The following is a 26,644-nucleotide window of genomic DNA, read 5'->3' as shown; positions in this document are numbered from 1 at the left end:
GGGCGAACCGTCACACCCCGATGTCATCCTCACGCCCACGCGGGCTCAGAACCCCGACGATCATGAACCCCGACAAGATCACGAAAGATCAAGGTTAAGGCGCGAAGGCGCCGCAGGCGACTCGGGGACATCACGTCCAAACGGCACAGCCTGGCGTGGTTCAGCCACGGATCGGTCCCGCAGAGTCCACCGGATCGGCCGAAGCGCTCCAGGCCGGCGCCAGAACGGCTTGCCTGCTCGCCGAGAAGGCGACCAGGTCCGCCGCGACGGATTGAGCAGCGCGCATCAGGGCCGTCTGGGCGAATCCGCGACCAGCCGGCGCGCCGTCGCTGAGCACCGCCGCGGTCTTGGCGTCGCGCGGCAAGGCGCCGATCACGGGGACGGCGAGCGCATCGCCGATCTCTCGTTCGGTGTACGGCTCCCCCGGCGCCACCACCATCACGGCCACCGGCCCGGTCCCGGGCTCGGCCTCTTCGCGTCGGAGATGTGCGATGGCTTGGGATGCCGCGCGCACGGCGCGCAGGTTCGAGCCGGTCACCACCACAACCGCCGCGGCTTGGCTGACCACAGGCGTGGGGAAGTGCTCGGTCCGCAGCCGCCCGCAGTCGGCGAGGACGTCGGTCGTGCCATCGCCGATCGCGTCCAGGGCTCCGGCCATCCGTGACCAGTCGACGTGGGCAGCACCGGTCGGGTCGGCGAGACCCGGCAGCAAGCGCGCCCGGCCGGCCTGGTCCAACTGGAGCAGGTGGGCGTCGAGCCGAGCGATCACGTCACCGCGACGCGCCGCAAGTGAGAGCTCACCCAGACCGTCTGCGGCCTGCTCTCCTCGGCCGTAGCCGGCGAGCACGTCACCGCCGGCGGGGTCGAGTTCGGCCAGTACCACCGGCCGTGGCCAGGACAGGGCCAGCGCCAGCGCTGCGGTGGTCACACCCGGGGCGCCCTTCGCCGACAAGACGGCGATCAACATGGTCAGGCCTACTCGTCCGACACCACGACAACGGCGATCGCCCCGGCCGCCGCTCGAGCAGCTACGTCCGGTCCGTCCGTCTCATCGACCAACGCGTCGACGACCCGCCGTCCATCGGTACCTGTGGGTCCGACGCGTAGCACCGTGGCCGGGACCGGGTCCGGGGCTACGGCGGCAGTCTTCGCGGTCGAGTCCGGAGCACCGACCGACACCAGCAGCACGGGCTGGCCCGGTCGGAGCGGCGTCGTCGGCACCTGCACCGATGACACCCCGACGCCGACCAACTGCTGTCCTTCGGCCGGAAGGCGTCGGTCGATCACTGCGTCCTGCGTCAGCAGCGAGCCAGGCAGCAGTTCCGTGGCCGCCACCATTCCGATCACCCGTTCCCGATCGCCGTAGGAAATGGGTGCCAGTGCCGGGTCCACCGGCACACGCGCCTCGACCAGGTCGGCGGCGGTGATGGGCTGCCCCCAGGGCACCGGGCGCGCCACCGCGATCACCGGTGCCGACTGACCGAGCGAGGTGGCGAGGTAGGCGGCGCCCAGGGCCCCGAGCACCACCATCACCACGGCAAGAGCGAGCAGCGCCGGCCTACGGCGACGACGCGGTGGTGCCAGCACCGGCGCCCGCGAGAGCCCGATGCCGTGCGAGCTAGCAGGCGTGCTGTTCACCTGCGGCTGCGTGCGAGTCATCTCCGGCCCCCGTCCTGGTTGAGGACGTGGAGCTCCCCGACGAAGAGTTCCGTCGACGACGAGAGCTCCAGCGTCTCGGTGCCCGAGAGCCCGCCACCGGACCAGGTGATGGTCCAGGTGCTGGTCGCCGTGACCGGCCAGGCTCCGCCTCCCGGCACGTGCCGACTCGAGGCTCTTTCGTAGACGTGGCCGCAATCGGGGGACGGTCCGGTCGCACCCGCCGCGTAGGGCGTTCCCGCACCGCAGACGACGGTGGTGCCGTCGCCCATGTCCCAGGCGATGCGGCTCACCTGCCCCCGTGCGACGACGGTGACGCCGCCGGCCGAAGCGGATCCTTCCGCCGGACCCAGGGTGTCCGCACCGCGCTCGGCCCACATCCAGACCGGCAGGCCGACGAGCCCGCTGGTCGATCCCGGTGGGGGTGCCATCCGGATCTCAGGCGCACGCATGACCATCGCGGAGATGGCCTGTTCGGCGAGCACCCTCGGGTCGATGGGCGGACCAGCCGGAGGATCGGTGCCGGTCCCGAGGAAGATCAAGCTCACCTGATAGCCGGTGGGAGAGCTGTCGGAGGGGCAGAGCCGGAGGTTGATCGTCCCCTCGGCTGCCGTGCGGCCGCCCCAGATCGGGTCGGACTCCGGAGGCTGCGGGGACGCCGGGTGATAGACGCACGGGTCCGGAGCCGCCGCCTCACCCCCGGTGCTCCCCCCTTCCGCGCGCACCGGCGCATCGTCGTCCCTGGCGCTGGCTTCCTCGGCCGCCGACGGTGTGGAGGCGATCAGCAGACAGACACCGGTCAGCGGGTCCTTCTTGGCGCACTCGACCGGCGGTGCGGCGAGGGCGATGGCCGGCGAACCGACCAGCGCCAGGAGCGCGACACCGACGATCGCTCCTGCTCTGCGGATCAGCACGGCTGGTCCGTCCGCGGGTCGAGCGTGGTGACGAGCCACGGAGATCCCGCCTCGGACTGGTACTGGACGACGGTGACGTCCCAGACGTAGCGATCCGGAGTGCCGGGCGGCACGGCCGCACCGGTGTCGGCGTCGACGACCTGGGTGCTGCCGCTGTCGTAGCAGCCGGTCAGCTTGACCGAGGGTCCCGCCGGGGAAGCCAACTGGACATCGGTGACCTTCACGTCGAACTGCGTGTTGCCGTTCTGGCGCAGCCCGAGCGTGGCGTACTCGCGCACCGACTGGACGGCGAGGTAAGCGGCCGGGTCGGCAGCGTGACGACGGATCTCCGGCTCCCAGTCCCGGGCGCCGGGGTCTTGCCGGGCGGCGTCCGAGACCTGGATGAGTTCCCTGAGCACCGGAGTGGCCGCTTTCGCTGCCGCCTCCTCCGGAGTCGACGCCTCGGTCGTCGGCGAGGTCGAGACACGTGCGCCTGGGGCGCTTGCCGAAGACGGGGCGTCACTGGAGCAGCCAGCGACGAACGCCAGCAGACTCAGTGCGGCACCGTGCAACCACCGCTGCGTCATGACCAGAGCGCCATATCAGGCATTGGCCATGCCCGGCGGGGTGATCGACGCGCGACATTCAGGCGGAACATGAGCACCTTCCCTGCGGTGGGTGCGGGAAGTTACCACCGGCCTCGCCTACTGGAGCAATACCCGTTCTCCGGTAAATCTGCAGTTCGCCAGCTTGATCTGGTGCCATAGCACAGGTCCGCTGCGCCAAAGACCTTTTCCACAACCCGACTGTTTTCCACAGTTGTTGGCAGCACTCACCCACCGTGTCTCGGAGCACGACACCCTCCAGTTGCGCTGCCGTGAGGGAGCGAAGCAGCACCGAAAGGGGATCCCGAATGTCGGCAGAGAGGTCGCCGCGCGGACGACAGCGCGACTGGAGGCTCCGCTCGCAGAGTGGCCGAACGAGCAGCGCCGGTCCTGCTCCGTCCGTCCCGTCGCGGCCCAGGTCGTCGCGGAATGGCAAGAGCCTGAGGGGAAGCGGCCATGGGCGATCCAGAGATCCTCCAGAACGCGCTCGACGGCGGTCCGCTGCTGTTCACCCCCGAAGAGGCAGCGGAGATGCTGCGCGTGGGTCGCACGACGGTCTACGGCCTGATGAAGGCCGGCGAGCTCCGTCCCGTCCACATCGGACGCAGCTGCCGGTTGGCCCGCAGCGAACTGGAGCGCTACGTGGGGCTCCTCCAGGCCACAGGCACTGCCTCCGAGCACTGATGCACCATCGCCAGGGCATCGGGCCCTCAGAGTCCGTCCTCGCTATCGGCCGCACCGCGACCGACGCCCTGGTGAAAGCCGGCATGCTGCGCCCGGTCCTCATCGCACGCAGCTGCCGCTTCGTGGACCGCTCCCCCACCGCCGCTTTCCGATCGGGGGCACCGGCGCCGGCGGACGGCCATGAACCAGGGCGAGCTGTCCGACGTCATCCACAGCCCTCGGAGAGGGAGCCCGCCTGTGGATGCACGGCGGTCCCTGTCTTTCAGAGCGCTGACACTCGTCGCCTGATGAGCGGAAGAGGCAGACAGTGAGTCCACGGACGTCAAGGGCCGGGTCCTCGGCAAAACGTCGTGGCAACAGCGAAGGATCGACGCCACGCCGCCGGCCGGACGGCCGCTGGCAGATCAACCTCCGTGTCACCGACGAGTTCGGCGAAGCGAGCCGCCACACCGTCTACGGCGACACCCCGCAGGAGACCCGAGAAAAGGCGGCCGCGATCCGGAAACGGGTGGCAGACGGCCAGCCGGCAAGGGACCGGAGGCAGACCGTCGCAGCCTTCGCCCAGCACTGGATCGACACGACGCTGCAGGCCTCCGAGCGCAAGCAGACGACCAAGGTCATGTACGCCGGCGTCGCACGCACCCACATCCTCAGCAGTTCCATCGGGCGGCTCACCCTGGACAGGATCCGGCCATCGCACGTCGAAGGCTGGGTGGTCGAGCTCCGCCGCAAGGGACTAGCGGAGTCCAGCATCCGGTCGGCCTACACGATCCTCCGGGCGGTGCTGGACACGGCCGTCCGCGACGGTGCGCTGGCGTCCAACCCGGCCGCGATCGTGCGGCGGCCCCGGGTGACGGTCAAGGAGGCCCCACACCTGACACCCGCCGAAGTGGCGGAGCTCCTCCGCGCCGCCCGGGACACCCGCTACGCCCCGCTGTTCGCGCTGCTGGTGCACACCGGCCTGCGCCGCGGTGAGGCGCTTGCCCTGCGCTGGTCGGACGTCGACCTGGACAAAGGCTTGCTGCGGGTGCGCGGAACGCTCGCCCGGGTCCAGGGGCGCCTGTTGGTGACGGTGCCGAAGACGGCGAAGTCCAAGCGATCCGTCCCGATCTCCGCACCCGCTGAGCGACTGCTCCGCGGTCTGCGCGGCAGCCAGGCCGAGGAGCGACGGCGGGCCGGTTCGCTCTGGCAGGAGACCGGCTTCGTCTTCACCACCGAGACAGGCGAGCCGTACGACCCCCGCAACGCTCTGCGAGCCCTCAAGGTCGCCGCCACGAGGGCCGGCCTGCCCCACGCGGGCCTGCACACCCTCCGGCACTCAGCGGCCAGCGTGATGCTCACCCAGGGCGTCCCGCTCAAGGTCGTGTCCGAGGTCCTCGGCCACTCCTCCATCGCCATCACCGGAGACGTCTACGGGCACGTCGCACCCGACGTGTCCCGCGGCGCCATGGACGTCCTCGGTGCCGCTTTCAGCGAGTAAGGGTCGCCTAATGGTGGTCAAAATGGTGGTCAAACGCCCCGCAACAGCAAAAGGGGCCGTTCCGGATCTCTCCGGGAACGGCCCCTGACCTGCAACTTCGCTCTGTCGGGCTGACAGGATTTGAACCTGCGACCCCTTGACCCCCAGTCAAGTGCGCTACCAAGCTGCGCTACAGCCCGAGCGTCGAGCAGCTCCCGGCTGGGCCGGGCGCGCTCGATCGCTGCTGGAGCAGGTTACCGCACGGCCTCAGGCTGCCCGGCGACCGGTCACCCCTGCTTCTTCTCGCTCCCCCGGCCCTCGCGAACCTTGACCGACACGTCGATCGGGGTGCCGGCGAAGCCGTACTCCTCGCGGAGCTTGCGCTCCAGGAAGCGCCGGTAGCCGGCCTCGAGGAACCCGGTGGAGAAGACCACGAACCGCGGCGGCCGGATGTCCGCCTGGGTCACGTACTTGATCTTCGGCGCCCGGCCGCCGCGGGCCGGCGGCGGGGTCTCCTGCACCAGCGCCCGGACGTAGGCGTTCAGCGCCGCCGTCGGCACCCGGGTCTCCCAACCGGCCAGCGCCGCCTTCAGGTGGTCGGCCAGCTTGTTCACCCCGCGGCCGGTGACCGCGGAGATGTTCACCCGGCTGGCCCACTGCACCCGGGCCAGGTCGCGGTCGATCTCGTGCTCCAGCTGGGCGTGCCGGTCCTCGTCGAGGGCATCCCACTTGTTGAACGCGATGACCAGCGCCCGGCCGGCCTCGATCACCTGGGTGATCACCCGCTGGTCCTGCTCGCTGATCACCTCGTCGGCGGCCAGCAGCACGACGGCGACCTCGGCGGCCTCGATGGCCGCCTCGGTGCGCAGGCTGGCGTAGTACTCGGTGCCGCTGGCGGTGTTCACCTTGCGACGCAGGCCCGCGGTGTCGACGAAGCGCCACTGCTCCCCGCCCAGGCTGACCAGGGAGTCGACCGGGTCGACGGTGGTGCCGGCGACGGAGTCGACGACCGAGCGCTCCTCCTTCGACAGCCGGTTGATCAGGCTGGACTTGCCGACGTTGGGCCGGCCGACGAGCGCGACCCGGCGCGGGCCACCCTCCCCCTCCTGCTCGCGCGGCGCCTCGGGCATCGCATCGAGCACCAGGTCCAGCAGGTCGCCGCTGCCCCGCCCGTGCAGGGCGCTGACGGAGTACGGCTCCCCCAGGCCCAGCGACCACAGCTCGGCGGCATTGGACTCACCGCGCTCGTCGTCGACCTTGTTGGCCACCAGGATCACCGGCCGGTCGCTGCGCCGCAGCACCCGGGCGGCGGCCAGATCGGTCTCGGTCGCCCCCATCGAGGCGTCGACGACCAGCACGATCACGTCGGCGGTCTTCATCGCGTACTCGGCCTGCCGGGCGATCGAGGCGGCCATGCCGGTCGCCCTGGGCTCCCAGCCGCCGGTGTCGACGACGGTGAACGACTTGCCGTTCCACAGCGCCTCGTAGGCGATCCGGTCGCGGGTGACCCCCGGGACGTCCTGCACCACCGCGGCGCGGCGGCCCAGGAACCGGTTGACCAGCGTCGACTTGCCGACGTTGGGGCGTCCGACGATGGCCACCACCGGCAGCGGGCCCTGCTGCGTCCCGCTCATGCCGGCTCCCCCACGGCGGTCAGCGCCAGGTCCAGCACCCGGTCGACGACGGCGTCCTGGTCCAGTCCGGTGCTGTCGACCACGATCGCGTCCGCGGCCGGGCGCAGCGGGCTGTCGGCCCGGCTGCTGTCGTAGCTGTCCCGGCGGCGGAGGTCCGCGGCGATCTCGGCGATCTTGTGCGCGTCGGTGACACCGAGCTGGCCGGCCCGCCGCTGCGCCCTGGCCTCCGGCGCCGCGGTCAGGTAGACCTTCAGCGTCGCGTCGGGCAGCACGACGGTGCCGATGTCGCGGCCCTCCACCACCACGGCGTCCGCGGCGGCGACCAGCGACCGCTGCCGGTCGACCAGCAACCGGCGCACCGCCGGGACGGCGGAGACCGGCGAGACGGTGCGGGTCACCTCGGCGCCGCGGATCCGCTCGGCCACGTCCACCCCGTCGACCGTGACGACCTCGGCGTCGGCCGCCGTCCCGACCTCGATGGCGGCCTCCGAGACCGCACGGGTCACCGCCTCGGCGTCGGTCAGGTCGACCCCCGCGTCCAGGACGGCGACGGTGGCGGCGCGGTACATCGCCCCGGTGTCCAGGTAGGCCGCACCCAGCCGGGTGGCGACCGCGCGGGCCACGCTGGACTTGCCGGTCCCCGACGGCCCGTCCAGCGTCACCTGGCCGGAAAAGCGGCGCTCGCTCACTGCGCTGCGCCCTTGCGCAGCGGCGTTCGTTCCGCTCCTCGCTCGCTGGCGCTCACTGCGATGCTCGCTCACTGCGCTGTGCCCCTGCGCAGCGACGTTCGCTCCGCTCCTCGCTCGCTGGCGCTCACTGCGATGCTCGCTCACTGCGCGATGTCCCGGCGCAGGGCGACCGCACCGCGCAGGTACACGTGCTGCACCTCGCTGCGCGGCCGGACGGTCTCCACGTGCGCCATCAGGCGCAGCACCCGGGGCAGGGCGTGCGGGACGGCGATCTCGGTCGCGCACATCAGCGGCACGTCACCGAGCCCCAGTTCGCGCGCGGCGAGCGCCGGGAACTCCGACACCAGGTCGGGGGTCGCGGTGAACAGGATGCTGATCAGGTCCTCCGCGGACACGTCGTTCCGCTCGAGGACGGTGACGACCAGCTCACGGGTCGCCGACAGCACCTCGTCGCGGTCGTCGGCGGCCACCTGTGTCGCACCTCGGATGGCTCGGACGGCCATGCACACTCCTGACGTCGATGCCGGTGCACGGATCGCCGTGCACCTCGGCCGAGTCTAGGGAGCCTCCGCCACCCGGCTCGGGCCGGAGCCGGAACGGCCCGACCAGGAACGCTCAATCACCCAGCCGCGCACCGCTGCCGACGTCGAACAGGTGCATGTGCCCGGGCCGCGGGCGCACGTGCAGCACGTCGCCCTTGCCCGGCGGGCGTCGCCCGTCGACCCGGGTGGTGAGGGTGTGCTCCTGCCCGCCCTGGGTGGTGCGACCGTAGACGTAGGCGTCGGCGCCGAGCTCCTCGACGACGTCCACCTCGATCGGCAGGCCGTGCTCGGCGGGCTCCAGGTCCTCGGGCCGGACGCCGAGGACCACCCGGTCGCCCCCGGCCCGGCCCAGCACGTCGCGGGGCACCGGGTGGACGACGTCCCCGAACGCCACCCCGCCGTCGACGACGGGGAGCTCGAGCAGGTTCATCGCCGGCGAGCCGATGAAACCGGCCACGAAGACGTTGCGGGGCTGGTCGTAGAGCTCGCGCGGCCGGCCGACCTGCATCAGCAGCCCGTCCCTGAGCACCGCGACCCGGTCGCCCATGGTCATCGCCTCGACCTGGTCGTGGGTGACGTAGACGGTCGTGATCCCGAGCCGGCGCTGCAGCTGGGCGATCTGGGTGCGGGTCTGCACGCGCAGCTTGGCGTCGAGGTTGGACAGCGGCTCGTCCATCAGGAACACCTGCGGCTGGCGGACGATGGCCCGCCCCATCGCGACCCGCTGCCGCTGCCCGCCGGACAGCGCCCGGGGTTTGCGGTCCAGGTAGGGCTCCAGGTCCAGCAACCGGGCGGCCTCCTGGACCCGGGTGCGGATGTCGCCCTTGGGCAGCCTGGCCATCCGGAGCGCGAAGCCCATGTTGTCCGCGACGGTCATGTGCGGGTACAGGGCGTAGTTCTGGAACACCATGGCGATGTCCCGGTCCTTGGCCGCCACGTCGGTGACGTCGCGGCCGCCGATCAGGATCCGGCCGCCGTCGACGTCCTCCAGGCCGGCGAGCATCCGCAGCGAGGTGGACTTGCCGCAACCGGACGGGCCGACGAGGACGAGGAACTCGCCGTCCTCGACCTGCAGGTCCAGGGCGTCGACGGCCGGGCGTTCGGCGCCCGGGTAGCTGCGCGTCGCGCTCTCGTAGGTGACGGTCGCCATGGTGCTTCCTCTCGTGGGGGTGGTGCTGCCGTCACGTGCGGTCGGCGGTCAGCTCGCGCACCGCGGCGTACCGCTCGCGGACCTGCGGCAGCGGCTCGGCCTCGAACGTCCGGGTCTCGGTGGCCGGCCAGACCGGCGGGGTGCTCCCACCGGCCAGCACCCAGGCCGCCTGCCGGGCCGCGCCGTCGGCCACGTACTCCCCCGGCGGCGGCACGAGCACCGGGACGCCGAGCACCGCGGGCGCCAGCCGGCGGACCGCCGCCGAGCGCGCGCCACCGCCGACCAGCAGCACCCGGCGCACGGGGGTGCCGCCGGCGGCGACCGCGGCCAGCCCGTCGGCCAGGCCGCACAGCAGCCCCTCCACCGCGGCCCGGGCCAGGAACGCGGGCTCGGCGGTGGACAGCGTGAGGCCGTGCAGTGCACCGGTCGAGTACGGCCGGTCCGGCGTCCGCTCGCCCTCCAGGTAGGGCACCAGCACCAGGCCGCCGGACCCGGCCGGCGCGCTCAGCGCCAGCCGGGACAGCCCGTCGTGGTCGACGCCCAGCAGGCGGGCGGTCGCGTCCAGCACCCGGGCGGCGTTGAGCGTCACGACCAGCGGCAGGAAGTTGCCGGTGGCGTCGGCGAAGCCGGCCACGGTCCCCGACGGGTCGGCCGTCGGGGTCGTCGAGACGATGGAGACCACCCCCGAGGTGCCGATCGAGACGATCACGTCACCCGGCTCGGCCGACACCCCGAGCGCCGCGGCGGCGTTGTCGCCGGTGCCCGGGCCCAGGACGGCGCCGCCGGTGGATCGGCCGGCCTCCTCGGCCGGGCCGAGCACCCGCGGCACGAGCGCCGAGGAGCCCAGGGCCCGCTCCAGCAGGTCCATCCGGTAGGCGCCGCGCGCCGCGGACCAGTACCCCGTGCCGCTGGCGTCCCCGCGGTCGGTGACCAGCGACTCCAGGCTCTGCTTGCCACCCGCCGACCCATCCCCGCGATCCCCGGCCAGCCGCCAGGTCAGCCAGTCGTGCGGCAGGCAGACCGCTGCGGTGCGGGCCGCGTTCTCCGGCTCGTGCTCGGCCAGCCAGCGCAGCTTGGTGACCGTGAACGATGCCACCGGGACCAGCCCGACCGCATCCGCCCAGGCCCGGCGGCCGGTGTCCCCGCCGCCGAGCTCGGCGATGAGGTCACCGGCCGCACCGGCCGACCGGGTGTCGTTCCACAGCAGGGCCGGGCGCACGACCGAGCCGGCCTCGTCGAGGCAGACCATGCCGTGCTGCTGCCCGCCGACGGCGATCGCGGCGACGTCGTCCAGCCCGCCGGCGGCCGCGATCGCCTGCTGCAGGGCGGCGTCCCAGGCGGCCGGGTCGACCTCGGTGCCCTCGGGGTGCGTGGCCCGGCCCGCGCGGACCAGGCCACCGCTGTCGGCGTCCCGCACCACGACCTTGCACGACTGGGTCGACGAGTCGACCCCCGCCACCAGCGTCATCGCGGGTTCAGCGGGCGCCGAGCAGGTGCTCGATCATCAGCTGGTCGACCCGCGCGACGCCGGCACCGCGCTGCGCGACCGCGGCGGCGTCGAAGTCCTCCAGCGCGGTGGGGTCGGCGAGCAGGTCCTGATAGGTCTCCCCCTCCGCCAGCGTCGGGGTGCGCAGCTCGGGCACCCGGGCGGCGGCCAGCGCCTCCTGCACCTCCGGATCGGCGCGGAAGGCCGCGGCCCGCTCCTTGAGCAGCAGGTAGGTGCGCATGTTCGCCGCCGCCGAGCGCCACACGCCGTCCATGTCCTCGGTGCGGTGCGGCTTGTAGTCGAAGTGCCGCGGCCCGTCGTAGGTCCGGCCGCCCTGCGGGCCGCCGTTCTCCAGCAGGTCCACGGTGGAGAAGGCCTGGATCAGGTCGCCGTGGCCGAACACCAGGTCCTGGTCGAACTTCGGGCCGTGCTGGCCGTTGAGGTCGATGTGGAAGAGCTTGCCCAACCACAGCGCCTGGGCGATGCCGTGCGTGTAGTTCAGGTTCGCCATCTGCTCGTGGCCGACCTCGGGGTTGATCCCGACCAGGTCGGCGTGCTGCAGCCTGGAGATGAAGGCGATGGCGTGCCCGACGGTGGGCAGGAAGATGTCGCCGCGCGGCTCGTTGGGCTTGGGCTCCAGCGCGAACCGCAGCCCGTAGCCCCGGTCGACCGAGTACTGGGCCAGGGTGTCGATCGCCTCGGCGTAGCGGTCCAGCGCGGCGATCAGGTCCTTGGCGGTGTCGACCTCGGTGCCCTCCCGGCCGCCCCACAGCACGTAGGTCTGCGCGCCCAGCTCGGCGGCGAGGTCCATGTTGCGCATGACCTTGCGCAGCGCGAACCGCCGCACCTCGCGGTCGTTGGCGGTGAGCCCGCCCTCCTTGAACACCGGGTGGGTGAACAGGTTGGTGGTCACCATCGGGACGACCAGGCCGGTCTCCTCCAGGGCGGCCCGGAAGCGCTTGATGCGGTTCTCCCGCGCCGTGGCGTCGCTGCCGAACGGGATGACGTCGTCGTCGTGGAAGGTGACGCCGTAGGCGCCGAGCTCGGCCAGCCGGTGCACCGACTCGACCACGTCGACGTCGGCGCGGGTGGCGTCGCCGAAGGGGTCGCGCGCCGGCCAGCCGACCGTCCAGAGACCGAAGGTGAACTTGTCCTCGCGGTTGGGCTGCGGGGTCATCGGGGAGTTCCTCTCATGGGCGGGTGGTCCAGCGGATCGGGCGGGTCGGCCGGGCGGTCACTTGCCGAAGCCGGCGGTCAGGCCGCTCAGCAGGTAACGCCGCCCGATGAGGTACAGCACGAAGATCGGGACGACCGACAGCGTGACCGCTGCCAGCAGGCCCGGCACGTTGGTGCCGAACTGGCCTTGGAAGTCCCACAGCCCCAGAGTGAGCACCCGGGTGCTCTGGGACTGGGTGAGCACGAGGGGGAAGAGGAATCCGTTCCAGGCGTTCAGGGCGGTGAACACCGAGACGGTGGTGATCGCCGGCTTGGCCAGCGGCAGGACGAGGTGCCGCAGCACCGCCAGCGGGCCGGCGCCGTCGAGGGTCTGCGCCTCGTAGAGCTCCTTGGGCACGTCGCGCAGGCTGTTGGTCAGCACCAGCATCGCGACCGGCAGCGCGAAGGCCGCCGTCGGCAGGATGATCGCCAGCAGCGTGTCGTACAGCCGCAGCTGGGTGATCAGCAGGTACACCGGGATGATCGTGGCCTGGGCCGGGATGGCCAGACCGATCAACATGAGCGAGAACATCCGCTGCACCAGCGGGCCGGCGTTGCGCGCCACCGCGTAGGCCGCCGGCACGGTCACCGCCAGCACGATCAGCACCGTGCCCACGGTGACGATCACGGTGTTGAGCAGGTAGGTGGTGAAGCCGCCCTGCAGCACCGTCACGTAGTTCTCGACCGTCGGGGCCGACGGGGGCTTCAGCGGGCTGGTGGACAGGTAGTCCTGCCGGGTACGGAAGCTGGCCGCCACCAGGTAGTACAACGGGACGGCGACGAGCACCAGCCATCCCGTGGCCAGCACACCCGCCAGCCAGTTCGGCCGCTCCCGCCGGCCGCCGGCCCGGCCGCGGCGACGCGGTGGTCGGGCCACCGGCGGGCCGGCCGGGGCCGCCGGGAGGGTCGCGGTCCGGGTCACGGTCACACCCCCTCCTGCTGGCTCTGCATGTCGCGGAATCCGGTCGCCCTGGTCACCACGAGCGACAACCCGGCGCCGAGGGCCAGCAGCAACACCGCGATCGCGCTGGCGTAGCCGAACTCGAAGCCGCTGAAGCCCGTGATGTACATGTACAGCGGTGCGATGCGCGTCGTCGTCCCGGGGCCGCCGCCGGTGAGGATGAGAATCGTGTCGAAGGTGGTGAACGACCCGACCAGCATGAGCACGGTCGAGGTGATGACCGTGTACTTCAGCAGCGGCAGGGTGATCGTGAAGAACTGCTTGTACCGTCCCGCGCCGTCGATGGTCGCGGCCTCGTAGAGGCTGACCGGGATGCTCCGGGCCGCGGCCTGGTACAGCAGGGTGTGGAAGGGCACGTACTGCCAGGTGATCACGAAGACCACCGTGTAGATGACGATCTCGGTGTTGCCCAGGAAGTTGAACCGGTCCAGGAACGGCAGCGACTGGGTGACGCCGAAGTTCGGGTCGAGCACCGACCGCCACAGCAGGGCGATGGCGGCGGTCGAGAGCAGCAGCGGCAGGAAGAACAGCGAGCTGAGGACGGCCCGGTTGCGCTGCCTGCCGGCCGCCCAGACCCCGATCAGCAGGGCGACCGGGGTCTGGACGGCCCAGGACAGGACCATGAGCACGAGGGTGAGCCACAGCGCGTCGCGCGCCTCGCCGTCCTGGACCAGCCGGCTCCAGTTCTCGGCCCCGGAGGGCTGCGGGAAGCCGAACCCGTCCCAGTCGGTGAAGCTGAGGTACACGACCAGCACCATCGGCAGCACCGCGAACAGCCCGAAGAACAGCAATGCCGGTGCCGCGTACCAGGCGGAGGGGCGCTGCTGCCCCGTCCGCACGGATGACCCTCGAAAGCCCATGACCGTAGTTTCTCGGTCTTCCTCAGCCGGCCATGGCGTCGACGAAGCCCTGCGGGGTCTGCTCGCCGAGGAAGAACAACGACAGCTGCTCGAGCATCTCCGTGGCCTCGTCGGCCGCCAGGTCCTGGTCCCAGGACAGCTGGAAGTTCTCCGCCTCGACGGTCTGGTCGTAGATCCAGGTGCTGTAGTCGGCGTTCTCCGTCTGCTCCAGCTGGTCCCGGACCCCGGTCACCGGCGGGACGTCGCCGGCCGCGATCAGGTCGGCGATGTACTGGTCGTCGGTCAGCGCGGTCGACAGATACTCGCGGGCGGTCTCCTTGTTCGTGGAGTCGGTGGTCAGCGAGTAGAAGTTCGACACGTTTCCGACGAGGTTGGACGGGTCGCCCGCGCCGCCCTCGACGGCGGGGAACGCCGTCCAGCCCAGGTCGCCGGTGGTCACGAAGTCCGGGCTCTGACCGAGCTGGTTGGTGTACTCCCACGAGCCCATCAGGTGGAACCCGGCGTCGCCCTGGGCGAGGATCGTCGAGGCACCGCCGACGTCGTAGCCCACCGAGGCGAAGTCGCTGCCGAAGGCGCCCCGGTCGATGAGGTCCTCGAGCATGGTCATGGCCTCGAGGACCTCGGGCTGGCTCCAGCCGCCCTCCTTGCCGTCCCGGATGTTCTGGAACACCTCGGGGCCACCGACGCGGTCGAGCAGGTACTCGGCCCACATCAGCTCCGTCCACGCCTGGTTGCCGGCCAGCGCGATCGGGGTCACGCCGGCGGCCTCGAGACCGTCGACGGCAGTGAGCAGCTCGTTCCAGGTGGTGGGCACCGAGACGCCGGCGGCGTCGAGGACCTGCTCGTTGTAGAACAGCACCACCGGCTGCATGCCGCGCATCGGCAGGCCGTAGTACTGGCCGTCCAGCTGGGCACCGGCGAGGACGCTGGGCAGGAACGCGTCCTTCAGCTCGGGGTTCTCGTCGAGCAGCGGGGTCAGGTCCTCGACCTTGCCGGCGTCGACGTACTCCTTGAGGTTGCCGCCGCCCCAGTTGAAGAACAGGTCGGGGGCCTGCGGGGAGCCGATGGCCGTGCGCAGCCGCTGCTTGTACGGGTCGTTGCCGAAGGTCGCCAGCTCGGCGTCGCCGGCCTCGGACTGCTCGTTGAAGCGCTCGATGGAGGCTTCCTCGATCGGGTTGAGGTTGGTGTCCTGCAGCGCCCACACCTGGGCCGTGTCACCGCCGCCGCCCCCCGAGCCACTGGGGCCCGAGGACCCGCACGCCACGAGGGAGCCGAGCAGGACGAGGGTGCTGGCCGAAGCGGCCACGCGGGTCAGACGCCGGGGAGTCATCCCACCGCCACCTTCCTGTTTCGTCGACGCAAACCGAAAGTTTCGAGCAGTTGCGAGAACGTAAGCCAGGCCACCCTGGCTGTCAACGCGCCCCTGCGGGCCGCGCATCCAGCGTGATCATCGACCCACGACGACAGCCGCCGACGGGGCGCCCGCGCCACCGTGGACAGAAACTGGGCCGAGAAGTTTCGATAAACTGCCGCTGTTCCGGTTAGCATCGCCCCGCACGCTGCCAGCGGTTCCGGGCAGGCCCGTCCCGGGGCCCGGGACGGGGCGGACGGCCCGTACCACCCGAGGACCGGAGGATCGCCCGATGCCGCCCCACCAGCTGGGTCGACCCACGCTCGCGAGCATCGCGGCGGCAGCCGGCGTCTCCCTGCCCACCGTGTCCAAGGTGGTCAACGGCAAGCAGGACGTCGCCCCGGCGACCCGCGCACTGGTCCAGGGGCTGCTCGAGGAGCACAACTACGTGCCCGTCGCCCGCCGGAGCAACGAGGCCCCCGAGGACCTGCTCGTCGACGTCGTCTTCACCGCCCTGGACAGCCCCTGGGCGGTGGAGATCCTGCGCGGCGTGACCGACAGCGGCCTGGCGGTCGTGGTCTCCTCGCTGGCCAGCTCGCGGGAGCCGGACTGGGTGCAGTCGCTCATCGCCGGCGGGCGCCGCGGGGCCATCGTGGTCACCTCCCGGCTCACCGCGACCGACCAGCGCCGGCTGGGCCGCTCGCACCTGCCGGTCGTCGTCATCGACCCGGTCGACCTGCCGGGCCAGGACGTGCCCAGCGTCGGGGCCACCAACTGGGCGGGTGGCCTGTCGGCCACCGAGCACCTGGTCGAGCTGGGTCACCGGCGGATCGCCGTCATCGGCGGGCCGGAGTCCTACCTGTGCAGCCGGGCGCGGATCGACGGCTACCGGACCGCCCTGGAGCGGGCCGGCATCCCGGTCGACCCGGACCTGGTGCGGCACGGCAACTTCCACCACGAGGGCGGCCACGACGAGGCCCGGGCGCTGCTGGCCCTGCCCGACCGGCCGACGGCGATCTTCGCCGGGAGCGACGAGCAGGCCTTCGGGGTCATCGAGGCCGCCCGGGTCGCCGGGCTGTCGGTGCCCGGCGACCTCAGCGTCGTCGGCTTCGACGACCTGCCGATGGCGCGCTGGTCCTCCCCACCGCTGACCACCGTGCGCCAGCCACTGGCCGACATGGGCCGGATGGCAGGTCGCGTGCTGCACGAGCTGATCACCGGTGGCCGGCTGGACTCCCAGCGGCTGGAGCTGTCCACCCACCTGGTGACCCGCGCCTCCACGGCTCCTCCCCCGAGCTGACCGCACTCCTCCGAACGACCACCCGGGAGCCCGCTTCGTGACCGAGAACCCCGCCCTCAGCGTCGAGCCGGCGGACCAGGCCGCCGTCGACTGGACCGATCCGGCGGTCGCCCTGCCCGACCGGGTGCGAGCCCTCATGGCCGTCATGACCCTGGAGGAGAAGATCGCCCAGCTCTACGGCGTCTGGACGGCGATCTCCGAGGGCGAGGACGTCGCCCCCAACCAGCACGACTTCGCCGAGCCGCTGCCGCCGTGGCAGGAGCTGACCGCCCCCGGTCTGGGCCAGCTGACCCGGGTGTTCGGCACCGGGCCGGTCGAGCCGCTGACCGGCGCCCGGGTGCTGGCGCAGACCCAGCGCGGCATCGTCGCCGGCTCCCGGCTCGGCATCCCGGCGATCGCCCACGAGGAATGCCTCACCGGCTTCACCGCCTGGCAGGCCACGGTCTTCCCCACCCCGCTGGCCTGGGGTGCCTCCTTCGACGCGGCGTCGGTGCAGGCGATGGCGGCCGGGATCGGCGCGCTGATGCGCTCGGTCGGCGTGCACCAGGGCCTGTCCCCGGTGCTGGACGTCGCCGTCGACCACCGGTGGGGCCGCACCGAGGAGACCATCGGCGAGGACCCCTACCTGGTGGGCGTGCTCGGCTCGGCCTACACCCGTGGGCTGGAGAGCGCCGGGGTGGTCGCCACCCTCAAGCACTTCGCCGGGTACTCGGCCTCCGGCGCCGGCCGCAACCACGCCCCGGTGCGGATGGGCCCCCGCGAGTTCCGCGACGTCGTGCTGCCGCCGTTCGAGACGGCGCTGCGTGAGGGCGGTGCCCGCTCGGTGATGAACTCCTACGCCGCGGTCGACGGTGTGCCGCCGGGCGCCGACCCCGCACTGCTCACCGACCTGCTGCGCGGCGAGCTCGGCTTCGAGGGGGTGGTGGTCGCCGACTACTTCGCGGTGTCGTTCCTGCAGACCCACCAGGGCGTGGCCGGGTCGCCCGGCGAGGCCGCGGCGCTGGCCCTGTCCGCCGGCATCGACGTCGAGCTGCCCACCGTCCGCTGCTACGGCGAGCCGCTGCTGGAACGGGTCCGCTCGGGCCGGATCCCGGTCGGGCTGGTCGACCGCGCGCTGGCGCGGGTGCTCCGGCAGAAGGGCGAACTGGGCCTGCTGGACGCCGGCTGGGACCCCGAGCCGCCGGCGCTGCGCGAGGGCGGGCCGCCGGACTTCGACCCGCCGCACCTGCGGGCGCTGGCCCGCACCCTGGCCGAGCGGTCGGTGGTGCTGCTGGCCGACCGGGCGCAGGTGCTGCCGTTGGCGGCGCCCGCACGGATGGCGGTCGTGGGCCCCGCCGCGGACGAGGTGCTGTCGCTGATGGGCTGCTACGCCTTTCCCAACCACGTCGGGGTCGCCCACCCGGACCTCGCGCTGGGCATCGAGCTGCCGACCCTGCTGGAGGCGGTGCGCACCGAGTTCCCGGGCGCCGAGGTCGCCTACTCCCCCGGGTGCCCGGTGCAGGAGGCCGACCGCAGCGGCATCGAGGAGGCGGTCCGGGTGGCCGCCGACGCCGACGTCGTCCTGGCCGTGCTCGGCGACGTCGCCGGACTCTTCGGCCGGGGCACCTCCGGTGAGGGCTGCGACGCCGACGACCTGCAGCTGCCCGGTGTGCAGGGCGAGCTGCTCGACGCGCTGCTGGCCACCGGCAAGCCGGTCGTCGTCGTCCTGCTGACCGGCCGGCCCTACGCGCTGGGTGGCGTGGTCGACCGGGCCGCGGCGATCGTGCAGGCCTTCTTCCCCGGTGAGGAGGGCGCCGGCGCCGTCGCCGGCGTGCTCAGCGGCCGGGTGAACCCCTCCGGGCGGCTGCCGGTGTCGGTGCCGGCCACCCCCGGAGGCTCCCCGGCCACCTACCTGCACGCGGTGCTGGGCGGGAAGAGCGGGATCAGCTCGGCCGACCCGACCCCGGCGTTCCCCTTCGGGCACGGCCTGTCCTACACGACGTTCGAGTGGGACGGCCCGCGGGTCGACGGCGCGGTTCCCGGCGACATGCCGGCCGCCTTCCCCACCGATGGCGCGGTGACGATCTCCTGCACGGTGCGCAACACCGGCGGCCGGGCCGGCGCCGAGGTGGTGCAGCTCTACCTGTCCGACCCGGTGGCCAGCGTGGCCCGGCCGGTGCGGCAGCTGGCCGGTTTCGCCCGGGTGGAGCTGGCGGCCGGCGCCGCCGCGGAGGTCACCTTCACGCTGCATGCCGATCGGGCGTCGTTCACCGGCCGCGACCTGCAGCGGGTGGTCGAACCCGGCGAGCTGATCGCTCAGCTGGGGGACTCCAGCGAGGACCTGCGGCTCACCGTGCCCCTGCGGCTGACCGGGCCGGGCCGCGTGGTCGGCGCCGACCGGGTGCTGACCACCCCGGTGCGCATCTGCCCGCTGTGATCTGGGAGTCGGCCCTCCTGGAGAAGGACCCTCCTGCCCCCCACCGCTCGCAAGCTCGCGGCGGGCCCCTGCAGGAGAAGGACCCTCCTGCCCCCCACCGCTCGCAAGCTCGCGGCGGGCCCCTGCAGGAGAAGGACCCTCCTGCCCCCCACCGCTCGCAAGCTCGCGGCGGGCCCCTGCAGGAGGGCCTTAGAGGCCGACCAGCTCGTGCAGGGCACCGACCTCGGTGCGGTTGAGCCGGCGGAGCGACCCGCTGCGCATCCGGGCCAGCTCGATCGGGCCGACGGCGGTGCGGGTCAGCCGGGAGACCGGCAGCCCGACCTCGGCCAGCAGCCGGCGGACGATGTGCTTCCGGCCCTCGTGCAGCACGATCTCGACGACCGACTGGCCGGCGTGGGTGTCCTTGAGGGTGAAGGAGTCGACGGCGACCGGGCCGTCGTCCAGCTCGATGCCGTGGCGCAGCCGCTTGCCCAGGTCGCGGGGCACCGAACCGGACACCTGGGCGAGGTAGGTCTTGGGCACCTCGTAGGACGGGTGCGCCAGCCGGTGGGCGAGCTCGCCGTCGGTGGTGAGCAGCAGCAGGCCCTCGGTGTCCTGGTCCAGCCGGCCGACGTGCACCAGCCCGGCGGCGAGGTCGCCGACCATCTCGCCGACCGAGGGCCGTCCCCGGTCGTCCTTCATCGTGGTGACCACGCCGAACGGCTTGTTCATCGCGTAGGTGACCCGGTCGTTGCGGACGTCCAGACGCTGGCCGTCGACCGCGATCTGGTCGGTCTGCGGGTCGACGCGGAGGCCCTGCTCGAGGATCTGCCTGCCGTTCACGCTGATCCGGCCCTCGGCGATCATGTCCTCGCAGACCCGCCGGGAGCCGACGCCGGCCCGGGCGAGGACCTTCTGCAGCCGCTCCCCCTGCCGGTCGCCCGACGTGTCGCCGGGCTCGCGGTCGCCCGGGTGCACCGGCGCCAGTTCCATGTCCTCGGACCACACGCCGTGCGCATCGCCCTGCTCGGTGCCCTGCTCATCGGCCTGGGGCCGGCCCTCGGGGCTCTCGGTGTTCATCCCCGACAGTCTCTCACCGCCGGCCGGGTTGGCCGACCGTCAGCTGTCGGGGTGCTGGTCGAGCATGCTGGCGGTGTCGGGGAGCAGCGGTGCGAGCTCGGGCAGCTCGGCGAGGCCGGTCAGCCCGAGCCGTTCCAGGAACAGCGGGGTGGTGGCGTAGAGCCCGCCGCCGGTGTCCGGGTCGCTGCCGCACTCGTACACCAGCCCGCGGTTGACCAGCGTCCGGACGACGGCGTCCACGCCGACCCCGCGGATCGCCGACACCCGAGCCCGGGTGACCGGCTGCCGGTAGGCGATGACGGCGAGGGTCTCCAGGGCGGCCTGGGTCAGCCGGCCGCGCTGGCCCTCCAGCAGGTACCGCTCCACCACCGCGGCCTGTTCCTCGCGGGTGTAGATCCGCCACCCCTCCCCCACCCGGCGCAGGGTCACCCCGGCCCGGCGCCGCTCGTAGTCGCCGGCCAGGCCGGCCAGCCCGTCGCGGACCTGGCCGACCGGGCAGCGCAGCGCGGCGGCCAGGGTGGCCTCGTCGACCGGGGTGTCGACGACGAAGAGCAACGCCTCCAAGCCGGCGCGGACCTCCCCCGGGTCGGCGGCGCCGGGCCAGGCCGGCCCGTCACCGGCCGGGACAACCTCCTCGACCGCGGGCTCCGGCTGCTCCACCACCTCGAGCTCGACCGGGGCCGGCCGGGGGGCGCGCGCCAGCCGGGTCGGCGGCTGCAGGTGCGGCGCCTCCTCGACCGTGGCCTCCTCCTCGGCCGCCGCAGGGTCGGCGACGGGCGGAGATGCGGCGACGTCCGGTCCGGCGACGGGCTCGGCCTCCGCCGCGTCCGCTGCGTCCGCCGCGACCGGATCGGGGCCGTCGCCCGCCGGGCGCAGCGCGGCGGCCAGCTGGGCGGCGACGGCATCCCAGGCCTCTCCCGGCGGGGCGCCCCGCCCGTCGTCCCGGCTCAGCTCGCCGGCGAGCTCGGCGGCCAGCGCCTCCCAGGAGATCGGCAGCCGCTCCCCGCCGGTCGGCTCACTCACAAATCCTCCTCCTTCACGAGTTCCCCGGCCCCGCCGTCCTCGGCGAGCTCGCCGCCGGACGTCCGGGCCCAGAGGTCGTCGTCCCCGGGCAGCCGGCCGTCGACGAGCGCCGGGCCGACCCAGCGCACGTGCAGCTCGCCCAGCGGCGACACCTGGTCGAAGGTGACCAGCTGCTGGCGGTAGAGCTCGAGCAGCGCGAGGAAGCGGGTGACCACCTCCAGGGTGTGCGCGCAGTCGCCGGACAGCGCCCGAAACGTCGTCGTCCCGGCTCCGGCCAGACGGTTCCGGACCAGCAGCAGCTGCTCGGTGACGCTCACGGCCGGGGCGTGCAGGTGCGCGACGCTGACCGTGGGCGGTGCCTTGGGGGTGAGTGCGCGGGCGGCCAGGGCGGCGAACTGCTCGGGGGTGACGCCGAGGAGCACCTCGGGGAGCAGGTCGGCGAACCGCGGCTCCAGGGTGACGGCGCGCGGAAAGCGGCGGGCGGCTCCGGCCTCGCGCTGCCGGAGGAAGTCCGCGGCCTGCTTGTAGGCCTTGTACTGCAGCAACCGGGCGAAGAGCAGGTCGCGGGCCTCGAGGGCGGCGAGGTCCTCCTCGTCCTCGACATCGGCAGCCGGCAGCAGCCGGGCGGCCTTGAGATCGAGCAGCGTGGCCGCCACCACGAGGAACTCACTGGCCTGGTCGAGGTCCAACTCGTCGCCCAGGGCGTGCAGGTGCGCGATGAACTCGTCGGTGACCGTCGACAGGGCGATCTCGGTGACGTCGAGCTTGTGCTTGCTGATCAGCTGCAGGAGCAGGTCGAACGGCCCCTCGAAGTTGGTCAGCCGGACGGTGAACCGCCCCTCGACCTCCGCCGTCCGCACCTGCCCAGCGTAGGGCTGCGCAGGTCGGGGCCCTGCGGACGACACCACAGCGGGGCACCGGACGCCGTGCCGCGGATACCCCCGTCCCGGGCGCGATGGACGCCGACATCGCTTTCCTGCTGTTCTGGGCGGCGCTGGCGTTCGCCCTCGCGGTGGCCTTCGTCGTGACCACGCCGATCAACCGGTGGCTGATGGGCCGCGGCAAGGGCCACGCCATCGTGCATGCCTGGCATTGAGGTAGTGGACGGGTCGAGCTCCGCACTACGGAGAACCGGCCACGAAGTGGCCGTGCGCGGCCTGGGCGCGGCGGCCGGAGGCCACCCGCCCGGGGCGCGCGCAACGGCTCAGCGCCACCGGGGAACGGTGCCTGGTCGCGGTGTGATCCGGAGGATCACCATGTCATCGCCGCAGTCTCCGCACCAGGATCGAGTCGTCGCCGCGCTCGTCGAGGTCGGCGAGCAGCACGGCGATCGCCTCGCGGACGATCCGCCCGCGGTCGGCGACCACGCCGTGCTGGCCGCGCAGCGTGAGCCGGGCGCCCTCGATCGCCAGCAGCTCCTCCGCCGAGCAGTACACGGTGATCTTCTCGGCGTGCCGGGTACGGCCGCTGTCGGACTGCCCGCGCGGGGCACGCGGGGCGGAGGGCAGCTGGGCGCGCAGGGCGGACAGGTCGTCGCCGGAGGCGGCCGGCACCAGCGACAGCGGCTGGCCGCCCGACGCCGGCTGGTCGGCCGCCGGCTCGTCGCCCGGTCGCCGCGGGGCGGCGCCGGTGCGCAGCGCCGGGGAGGACTGGGCGGCGGCCAGGGTCGGCAGCTCGGTGACCGCGGCGGGTTGCTGCGCCGACACGTCGGTGCGGCGGAAGAGCTCGGCGGCGCCCGGCAGGACGGGACGGCGCGTCACGCTGCCACCTCGCCGGCGCTCGTCGAACGTGTGCCGCCAGGGGCAGTGCTGGCCTGGGACCTCGCGAGCCCGGTCACTGGATCAGCATCTCCTTCGCGAGGTCACGGTAGGCGGCGGCCCCGGTCGAGGTGGGCGCCCAGGTGGTGATCGGCTGCCCGGCCACCGTGGTCTCCGGAAAGCGCACGGTGCGGGTGATGACGGTCCGGAACACGGTGTCGCCGAAGGCCTCGACCACGCGGCTGAACACCTCGCGGCAGTGCACGGTCCGCGAGTCGTACATGGTCGCCAGGATCCCGTCGATCTGCAGCCCCGGGTTGAGCCGCTCCTTGACCTTGTCGATCGTGTCGACCAGCAGGGCGACCCCGCGCAGCGAGAAGTACTCGCACTCCAGCGGGATGATCACCCCCTGGGCGGCGGTGAGCGCGTTGACGGTCAGCAACCCGAGCGAGGGCTGGCAGTCGATGAGGACGTAGTCGTACTCGGCGCGGACCGGACCGAGCACCCGCATCAGGGTCTGCTCGCGGGCGACCTCGCTGACCAGCTGCACCTCGGCGGCGGACAGGTCGATGTTGCTGGGCACCAGGTCCAGGCCCGGCACCCGGGTGGGCAGCCGGACGTCGGCCAGCGTGGTGTTCGGCTCCATCAGCGCGTTGTAGATGGTGCGGTCCATCTGCTGGGCGGGCACGCCGAGCCCGACGGACAGCGCGCCCTGCGGGTCGAGGTCGACCAGCAGCACGCGGCGCCCCTGCTCGACGAGCGCGGCACCCAGGTTGATGGTGGACGTCGTCTTGCCGACGCCGCCCTTCTGGTTGCACATGGCGATGATCCGCGCCGGTCCGTGCCGGGTGATCGGCTTCGGGTCGGGCAGTCGGCGCTGCCGGGCCCGGGCCGGGTCGGCCCGGCTCATCGGGCTACCCATCTCGCCGCTGCCGGCAAGTGCCCCGTCGGACGGGAGCGCGACGGCGGACCCCGCCGCCTCGGCTCGTGTCGACATCGTCTGGACCTTCCCTGGTGCGGCTCGGCTGGAGTCGGGCTGGCGTGCCGCCGGCGGTCGAGGCACGCTCGCCGCCGATCGGTCGCTCCACCTTTCCTCTCGGCAGGCCGGCGGGTGGGCGTGACCACCTGGCCGGGGGAAGATCCGGGCGGGTTCCTCAGCGCAGCGCGCGCGGGTGGCTGGTCGCGTAGACCTCGCGCAGCCGCTCGACGGTGACCAGCGTGTACACCTGCGTGGTCGTCACCGACGCGTGCCCGAGCAGCTCCTGCACGACGCGCACATCGGCGCCGCCGTCGAGCAGGTGCGTGGCGAAGGAGTGCCGCAGGGTGTGCGGGGAGATCGACGATGCCGAGATCCCACCCACCCCGCCGGCCCGCTCGGCGCAGGCCCGCAGGATGGCCCAGGCGCTCTGCCGGGTGAGCGCGCCACCGCGGCTGTTGAGGAACAGCGCACCGCCGGCCCCGCGGCGGGCGGCCTCGGCGAGGGCGGGGCGGGCCCGCACCAGGTACTCCTCGACCGCGCGGACGGCGTAGCTGCCCACCGGGACGACGCGTTCCTTGCCCCCCTTGCCGGCCAGCCGCACCGCCGCACTGCGTGGATCGACGTCGTCGACGGCCAGCCCGACGGCCTCGGAGATGCGCGCCCCGGTGCCGTACAGCAGCTCGAGGAGCGCCCGGTCGCGCAGCCCGCGCGGCCCCTCCACCGACCCGGCGGCGGCGATCAGCGCCTCGACCGACTCGACCGGGATGGCCTTGGGCAGCCGGCGGGCCGGCGCGGGCGGGCGGACCTCGGCGGCGACGTCGTCGGGCACCAGCCCGTCCAGCAGCGCGAACCGGTGCAAGCCGCGGACGGCGACCACGGCGCGGGCGGCCGAGGTGGCCGACAGCGGTGGATGGGCGTCGTCCCCCTGCCGCAGGGCGGTGAGGAAGCCGGCGACGTCGCTCTCCGCCACCTCCCCCAGCTCCCGCACGCCGGCAGCGGCGAGGAACTCGGTGTAGCGGCGCAGGTCCCGGCGGTAGGAGGAGATGGTGTTGACCGCCAGGCCGCGTTCGACGACCAGGTGGTCGAGGTAGCCGGTGACGACCCGTTCGACCTCGGGCCCGGCCGGTGCGCTGCCGGCGGTGGGCGGTGCGGAGACGATGGTCAGGACAGCACCTCCGTCCACGGCACGCTGGGCAGCCCGTGCGCCTCGGCGACACCGGCGTGCACCAGCTGCCCGCCGGCGACGTTCACCCCGCGGGACAGCACCGGATCGGCGTGCAGGGCGGCGGCCGTTCCCTGGCCGGCCAGGGCCAGCACGTAGGGCAGCGTCACGTTGGTGAGCGCGTAGGTGGAGGTGTGCGGGACGGCGCCGGGCATGTTGGCCACGCAGTAGAAGACCGACCCGGCGACGCCGAAGGTCGGTTCGTCGTGGGTCGTGGGCCGGGTGGCCTCGAAGCAGCCGCCCTGGTCGACGGCGATGTCGACCAGCACCGAGCCCGGCTTCATCCCCGCGACCAGGTCGTTGCCGACCAGCATCGGAGCCTTGGCGCCGGGCACCAGGACCGCGCCGATCACCAGGTCGGCGTCCAGCACCGCCCGCTCGACCTCCAGGGCGTTGGAGGCGACGGTCCGCAGGTGCCCGCGGTAGCTGCGGTCGGCGGCGCGCAGCTTCTCCGGGTCCCGGTCGAGCACGGTGACCTGTGCCTGCATGCCCAGGGCGATGGTGGCCGCGTTCATGCCCGCCACGCCGGCGCCGAGCACGACGACCCTGGCCGCGTGGACGCCGGGCACCCCGCCGAGCAGCACGCCCCGGCCGCCCTGGGCCCGCTCGAGGGTGTGCGCCCCGACCTGCGGCGCCATCCGGCCGGCCACCTCGGACATCGGGGCCAGCAGCGGCAGCGCGCCGTCGTCGGTCTGCACGGTCTCGTAGGCCACCGCGGTGGTGCCGGCGGCGAGCAGCGCGTCGGTGCACTCGCGGGAAGCGGCCAGGTGCAGGTAGGTGAACAGGGTCTGCCCGGCACGCATCCGGCCGTACTCCTCGGCCACCGGCTCCTTCACCTTGAGCAACAGGTCGGCCTCGGCCCAGACGTCGTCGGCCGAGGGCACGATGCGGGCCCCGGCGGCGCTGAAGTCGTCGTCCGGGATCGACGAGCCGGCGCCGGCGTCGCGCTCGACGAGGACCTGGTGTCCGGCGGCGACCAGCTCGGTCACCCCCGACGGCGTCAGCGCGACCCGGTACTCGCGGTTCTTGACCTCTCTGGCGACACCGACCCGCATCGACGCAACTCCCCGGCTCGGCGGCGAGCCCCCGGGGTGCTGGAGGCTCCTCCGCGTGGGAGGCGACCCGGTCGGGGCCGGCCTCGGGCGGAGTCTAGGCAGCGCCGGGCCCCCGATGTCCGCCGAACCGCGGCGCTCCGGTCACGATCTGGCGCGGAAGTCCTGCCACCGGGCCAGCATCTCCGGCAGCTCGGCCTGCAGGAACGCGAAGAACGCCTGCGTCTCGGCCATCCGCCGGCCGCCGGGTCGCTCGAGGCCCAGCGTCGCCATCCCGTCGGCTGCCGCCGCCTCGTACCGCGCCAGCACCTCGAGCTGCTGGCCGTAGATCCGTGACCAGACGTCGTCGTCGTAGATGCGGTAGACGTCGCTGCGGGCGCCGGGATCGCGTTCCTTGCCCAGCAGACCGGCCTGCACCAGGTACCGGACGGCGCCGGAGATGGCGGCCGGGCTGACCCGCAGGCCGGCGGCGAGCTCGCCGGCGGTGTAGCGCTCGGCGTCATCGGCGAGGACGTAGGCGAAGACCCGTGCCGGCATGCGCGGCAGGCCGGTCTCCGACAGCACCAGGGCGAAGCGCTCCACGAAGGACAGCAGGGCGTCCTCCGAGCCCTTCCGGACGTCTCCGGACACCGGCACACCTCCTCTCCGACC

26 protein-coding genes and 1 tRNA gene are annotated in these 26,644 nt (G+C 73.1%); 5 read left to right on the top strand and 22 right to left on the bottom strand.

Features of this window, described 5'->3' with window-relative positions; all coding sequences use genetic code 11:
* Window positions 1-160 precede the first annotated feature (160 nt).
* The 4 genes from ACYVG5_RS19700 to ACYVG5_RS19685 are packed head-to-tail and all read right to left on the bottom strand — an operon-like array spanning window position 161 to window position 3,136.
* Window positions 161-967 (bottom strand): hypothetical protein, encoded by an 807-nt coding sequence (locus tag ACYVG5_RS19700; protein ID WP_222050304.1) that lies wholly within the window; start codon window positions 965-967, stop codon window positions 161-163.
* A gap of 8 nt (window positions 968-975) precedes the next feature.
* A complete protein-coding gene (locus tag ACYVG5_RS19695) occupies window positions 976-1,659 on the bottom strand; it encodes an SAF domain-containing protein (RefSeq protein WP_222050305.1) in 684 nt (227 codons plus the stop codon).
* Window positions 1,656-2,570 carry an ATP/GTP-binding protein gene (locus ACYVG5_RS19690; RefSeq protein ID WP_222050306.1) on the bottom strand — a complete coding sequence of 305 codons (915 nt, stop codon included), beginning with the start codon at window positions 2,568-2,570 and terminating at the stop codon, window positions 1,656-1,658. The genes ACYVG5_RS19695 and ACYVG5_RS19690 overlap by 4 nt, the downstream gene beginning before the upstream one ends.
* A complete protein-coding gene (locus tag ACYVG5_RS19685; protein WP_222050307.1) occupies window positions 2,564-3,136 on the bottom strand; it encodes a hypothetical protein in 573 nt (190 codons plus the stop codon). Before ACYVG5_RS19685 ends, ACYVG5_RS19690 begins: the two co-directional genes overlap by 7 nt.
* A gap of 474 nt (window positions 3,137-3,610) precedes the next feature.
* On the opposite strand from ACYVG5_RS19685, the gene ACYVG5_RS19680 reads away from it, so the two are divergent.
* Window positions 3,611-3,838 (top strand): helix-turn-helix domain-containing protein, encoded by a 228-nt coding sequence (locus tag ACYVG5_RS19680; RefSeq protein ID WP_222050308.1) that lies wholly within the window; start codon window positions 3,611-3,613, stop codon window positions 3,836-3,838.
* A gap of 508 nt (window positions 3,839-4,346) precedes the next feature.
* A complete protein-coding gene (locus tag ACYVG5_RS19675; RefSeq protein WP_460683466.1) occupies window positions 4,347-5,318 on the top strand; it encodes a tyrosine-type recombinase/integrase in 972 nt (323 codons plus the stop codon).
* Window positions 5,319-5,423: 105 nt separating this feature from the next.
* Here ACYVG5_RS19675 and ACYVG5_RS19670 read toward each other — a convergent pair.
* The 10 genes from ACYVG5_RS19670 to ACYVG5_RS19625 all read right to left on the bottom strand — a co-directional run bounded on the left by ACYVG5_RS19670 (window position 5,424) and on the right by ACYVG5_RS19625 (window position 15,164).
* Window positions 5,424-5,497 (bottom strand) — tRNA-Pro (locus ACYVG5_RS19670).
* Window positions 5,498-5,584: 87 nt separating this feature from the next.
* Entirely contained in the window at window positions 5,585-6,931 is a 1,347-nt protein-coding gene (gene der, locus ACYVG5_RS19665; protein WP_222050310.1) for a ribosome biogenesis GTPase Der, read from the bottom strand.
* The gene (gene cmk / locus ACYVG5_RS19660) at window positions 6,928-7,620 is read right to left on the bottom strand and encodes a (d)CMP kinase (RefSeq protein ID WP_222050311.1); all 693 of its coding nucleotides are present in this window, start codon (window positions 7,618-7,620) and stop codon (window positions 6,928-6,930) included. Before cmk ends, der begins: the two co-directional genes overlap by 4 nt.
* A 140-nt stretch (window positions 7,621-7,760) precedes the next feature.
* The gene (gene aroH / locus ACYVG5_RS19655) at window positions 7,761-8,123 is read right to left on the bottom strand and encodes a chorismate mutase (RefSeq protein ID WP_222050312.1); all 363 of its coding nucleotides are present in this window, start codon (window positions 8,121-8,123) and stop codon (window positions 7,761-7,763) included.
* Between the two features lie 112 nt (window positions 8,124-8,235).
* Entirely contained in the window at window positions 8,236-9,312 is a 1,077-nt protein-coding gene (locus ACYVG5_RS19650; protein ID WP_222050313.1) for an ABC transporter ATP-binding protein, read from the bottom strand.
* A 31-nt stretch (window positions 9,313-9,343) separates the two neighbouring features.
* Window positions 9,344-10,780: a xylulokinase gene (locus ACYVG5_RS19645; protein WP_222050314.1), complete on the bottom strand. Its 1,437-nt coding sequence runs from the start codon at window positions 10,778-10,780 to the stop codon at window positions 9,344-9,346.
* 7 nt (window positions 10,781-10,787) lie between these two features.
* Window positions 10,788-11,975, bottom strand: coding sequence for a xylose isomerase (gene xylA / locus ACYVG5_RS19640; protein ID WP_222050315.1), 1,188 nt, complete (start codon window positions 11,973-11,975; stop codon window positions 10,788-10,790).
* A gap of 57 nt (window positions 11,976-12,032) precedes the next feature.
* The gene (locus tag ACYVG5_RS19635) at window positions 12,033-12,941 is read right to left on the bottom strand and encodes a carbohydrate ABC transporter permease (RefSeq protein WP_222050316.1); all 909 of its coding nucleotides are present in this window, start codon (window positions 12,939-12,941) and stop codon (window positions 12,033-12,035) included.
* Window positions 12,938-13,813, bottom strand: a complete 876-nt coding sequence (locus ACYVG5_RS19630) for a carbohydrate ABC transporter permease (RefSeq protein ID WP_460683465.1) — start codon at window positions 13,811-13,813, stop codon at window positions 12,938-12,940. Before ACYVG5_RS19630 ends, ACYVG5_RS19635 begins: the two co-directional genes overlap by 4 nt.
* Before the next feature lie 43 nt (window positions 13,814-13,856).
* Window positions 13,857-15,164: an ABC transporter substrate-binding protein gene (locus tag ACYVG5_RS19625; protein ID WP_246630990.1), complete on the bottom strand. Its 1,308-nt coding sequence runs from the start codon at window positions 15,162-15,164 to the stop codon at window positions 13,857-13,859.
* Between the two features lie 313 nt (window positions 15,165-15,477).
* Here ACYVG5_RS19625 and ACYVG5_RS19620 point away from each other — a divergent pair, with 313 nt between their 5' ends.
* Both ACYVG5_RS19620 and ACYVG5_RS19615 read left to right on the top strand, forming a co-directional pair.
* Entirely contained in the window at window positions 15,478-16,485 is a 1,008-nt protein-coding gene (locus ACYVG5_RS19620) for a LacI family DNA-binding transcriptional regulator (RefSeq protein WP_222050318.1), read from the top strand.
* Between the two features lie 37 nt (window positions 16,486-16,522).
* Window positions 16,523-18,901, top strand: coding sequence for a beta-xylosidase/alpha-l-arabinosidase (locus ACYVG5_RS19615; protein WP_222050319.1), 2,379 nt, complete (start codon window positions 16,523-16,525; stop codon window positions 18,899-18,901).
* Window positions 18,902-19,090: 189 nt separating this feature from the next.
* On the opposite strand, the gene ACYVG5_RS19610 is transcribed toward ACYVG5_RS19615, so the two are convergent.
* From ACYVG5_RS19610 to ACYVG5_RS19600, 3 genes are read right to left on the bottom strand one after another with little or no spacing between them, the layout of a single operon-like run.
* A complete protein-coding gene (locus ACYVG5_RS19610; protein ID WP_222050320.1) occupies window positions 19,091-19,960 on the bottom strand; it encodes a pseudouridine synthase in 870 nt (289 codons plus the stop codon).
* Between the two features lie 39 nt (window positions 19,961-19,999).
* Entirely contained in the window at window positions 20,000-20,983 is a 984-nt protein-coding gene (scpB, locus tag ACYVG5_RS19605) for an SMC-Scp complex subunit ScpB (RefSeq protein ID WP_222050321.1), read from the bottom strand.
* Entirely contained in the window at window positions 20,980-21,843 is an 864-nt protein-coding gene (locus ACYVG5_RS19600; protein ID WP_222050322.1) for a segregation and condensation protein A, read from the bottom strand. Before ACYVG5_RS19600 ends, scpB begins: the two co-directional genes overlap by 4 nt.
* A gap of 32 nt (window positions 21,844-21,875) precedes the next feature.
* Here ACYVG5_RS19600 and ACYVG5_RS19595 point away from each other — a divergent pair, with 32 nt between their 5' ends.
* Complete coding sequence (locus ACYVG5_RS19595) at window positions 21,876-22,079, top strand: DUF4396 domain-containing protein (protein ID WP_460683467.1); 204 nt, start codon at window positions 21,876-21,878, stop codon at window positions 22,077-22,079.
* A 163-nt stretch (window positions 22,080-22,242) separates the two neighbouring features.
* On the opposite strand, the gene ACYVG5_RS19590 is transcribed toward ACYVG5_RS19595, so the two are convergent.
* From ACYVG5_RS19590 to ACYVG5_RS19570, 5 genes are all read right to left on the bottom strand, one after another.
* Window positions 22,243-22,743 (bottom strand): hypothetical protein, encoded by a 501-nt coding sequence (locus ACYVG5_RS19590; RefSeq protein ID WP_222050324.1) that lies wholly within the window; start codon window positions 22,741-22,743, stop codon window positions 22,243-22,245.
* A 73-nt stretch (window positions 22,744-22,816) separates the two neighbouring features.
* A complete protein-coding gene (locus tag ACYVG5_RS19585) occupies window positions 22,817-23,737 on the bottom strand; it encodes a ParA family protein (protein ID WP_222050325.1) in 921 nt (306 codons plus the stop codon).
* A gap of 157 nt (window positions 23,738-23,894) precedes the next feature.
* The gene (locus ACYVG5_RS19580) at window positions 23,895-24,902 is read right to left on the bottom strand and encodes a site-specific tyrosine recombinase XerD (RefSeq protein WP_460683464.1); all 1,008 of its coding nucleotides are present in this window, start codon (window positions 24,900-24,902) and stop codon (window positions 23,895-23,897) included.
* Entirely contained in the window at window positions 24,881-25,996 is a 1,116-nt protein-coding gene (gene ald, locus ACYVG5_RS19575; RefSeq protein WP_222050326.1) for an alanine dehydrogenase, read from the bottom strand. Before ald ends, ACYVG5_RS19580 begins: the two co-directional genes overlap by 22 nt.
* A gap of 141 nt (window positions 25,997-26,137) precedes the next feature.
* Window positions 26,138-26,623, bottom strand: coding sequence for a GbsR/MarR family transcriptional regulator (locus tag ACYVG5_RS19570; RefSeq protein ID WP_222050327.1), 486 nt, complete (start codon window positions 26,621-26,623; stop codon window positions 26,138-26,140).
* Window positions 26,624-26,644: the final 21 nt, after the last annotated feature.

The sequence above is a fragment of the Modestobacter lapidis genome (genome assembly GCF_054780755.1).
The sequence above is the reverse complement of the archived record's forward strand: the minus strand, read 5'-3'. Positions and strand labels throughout refer to the sequence as shown.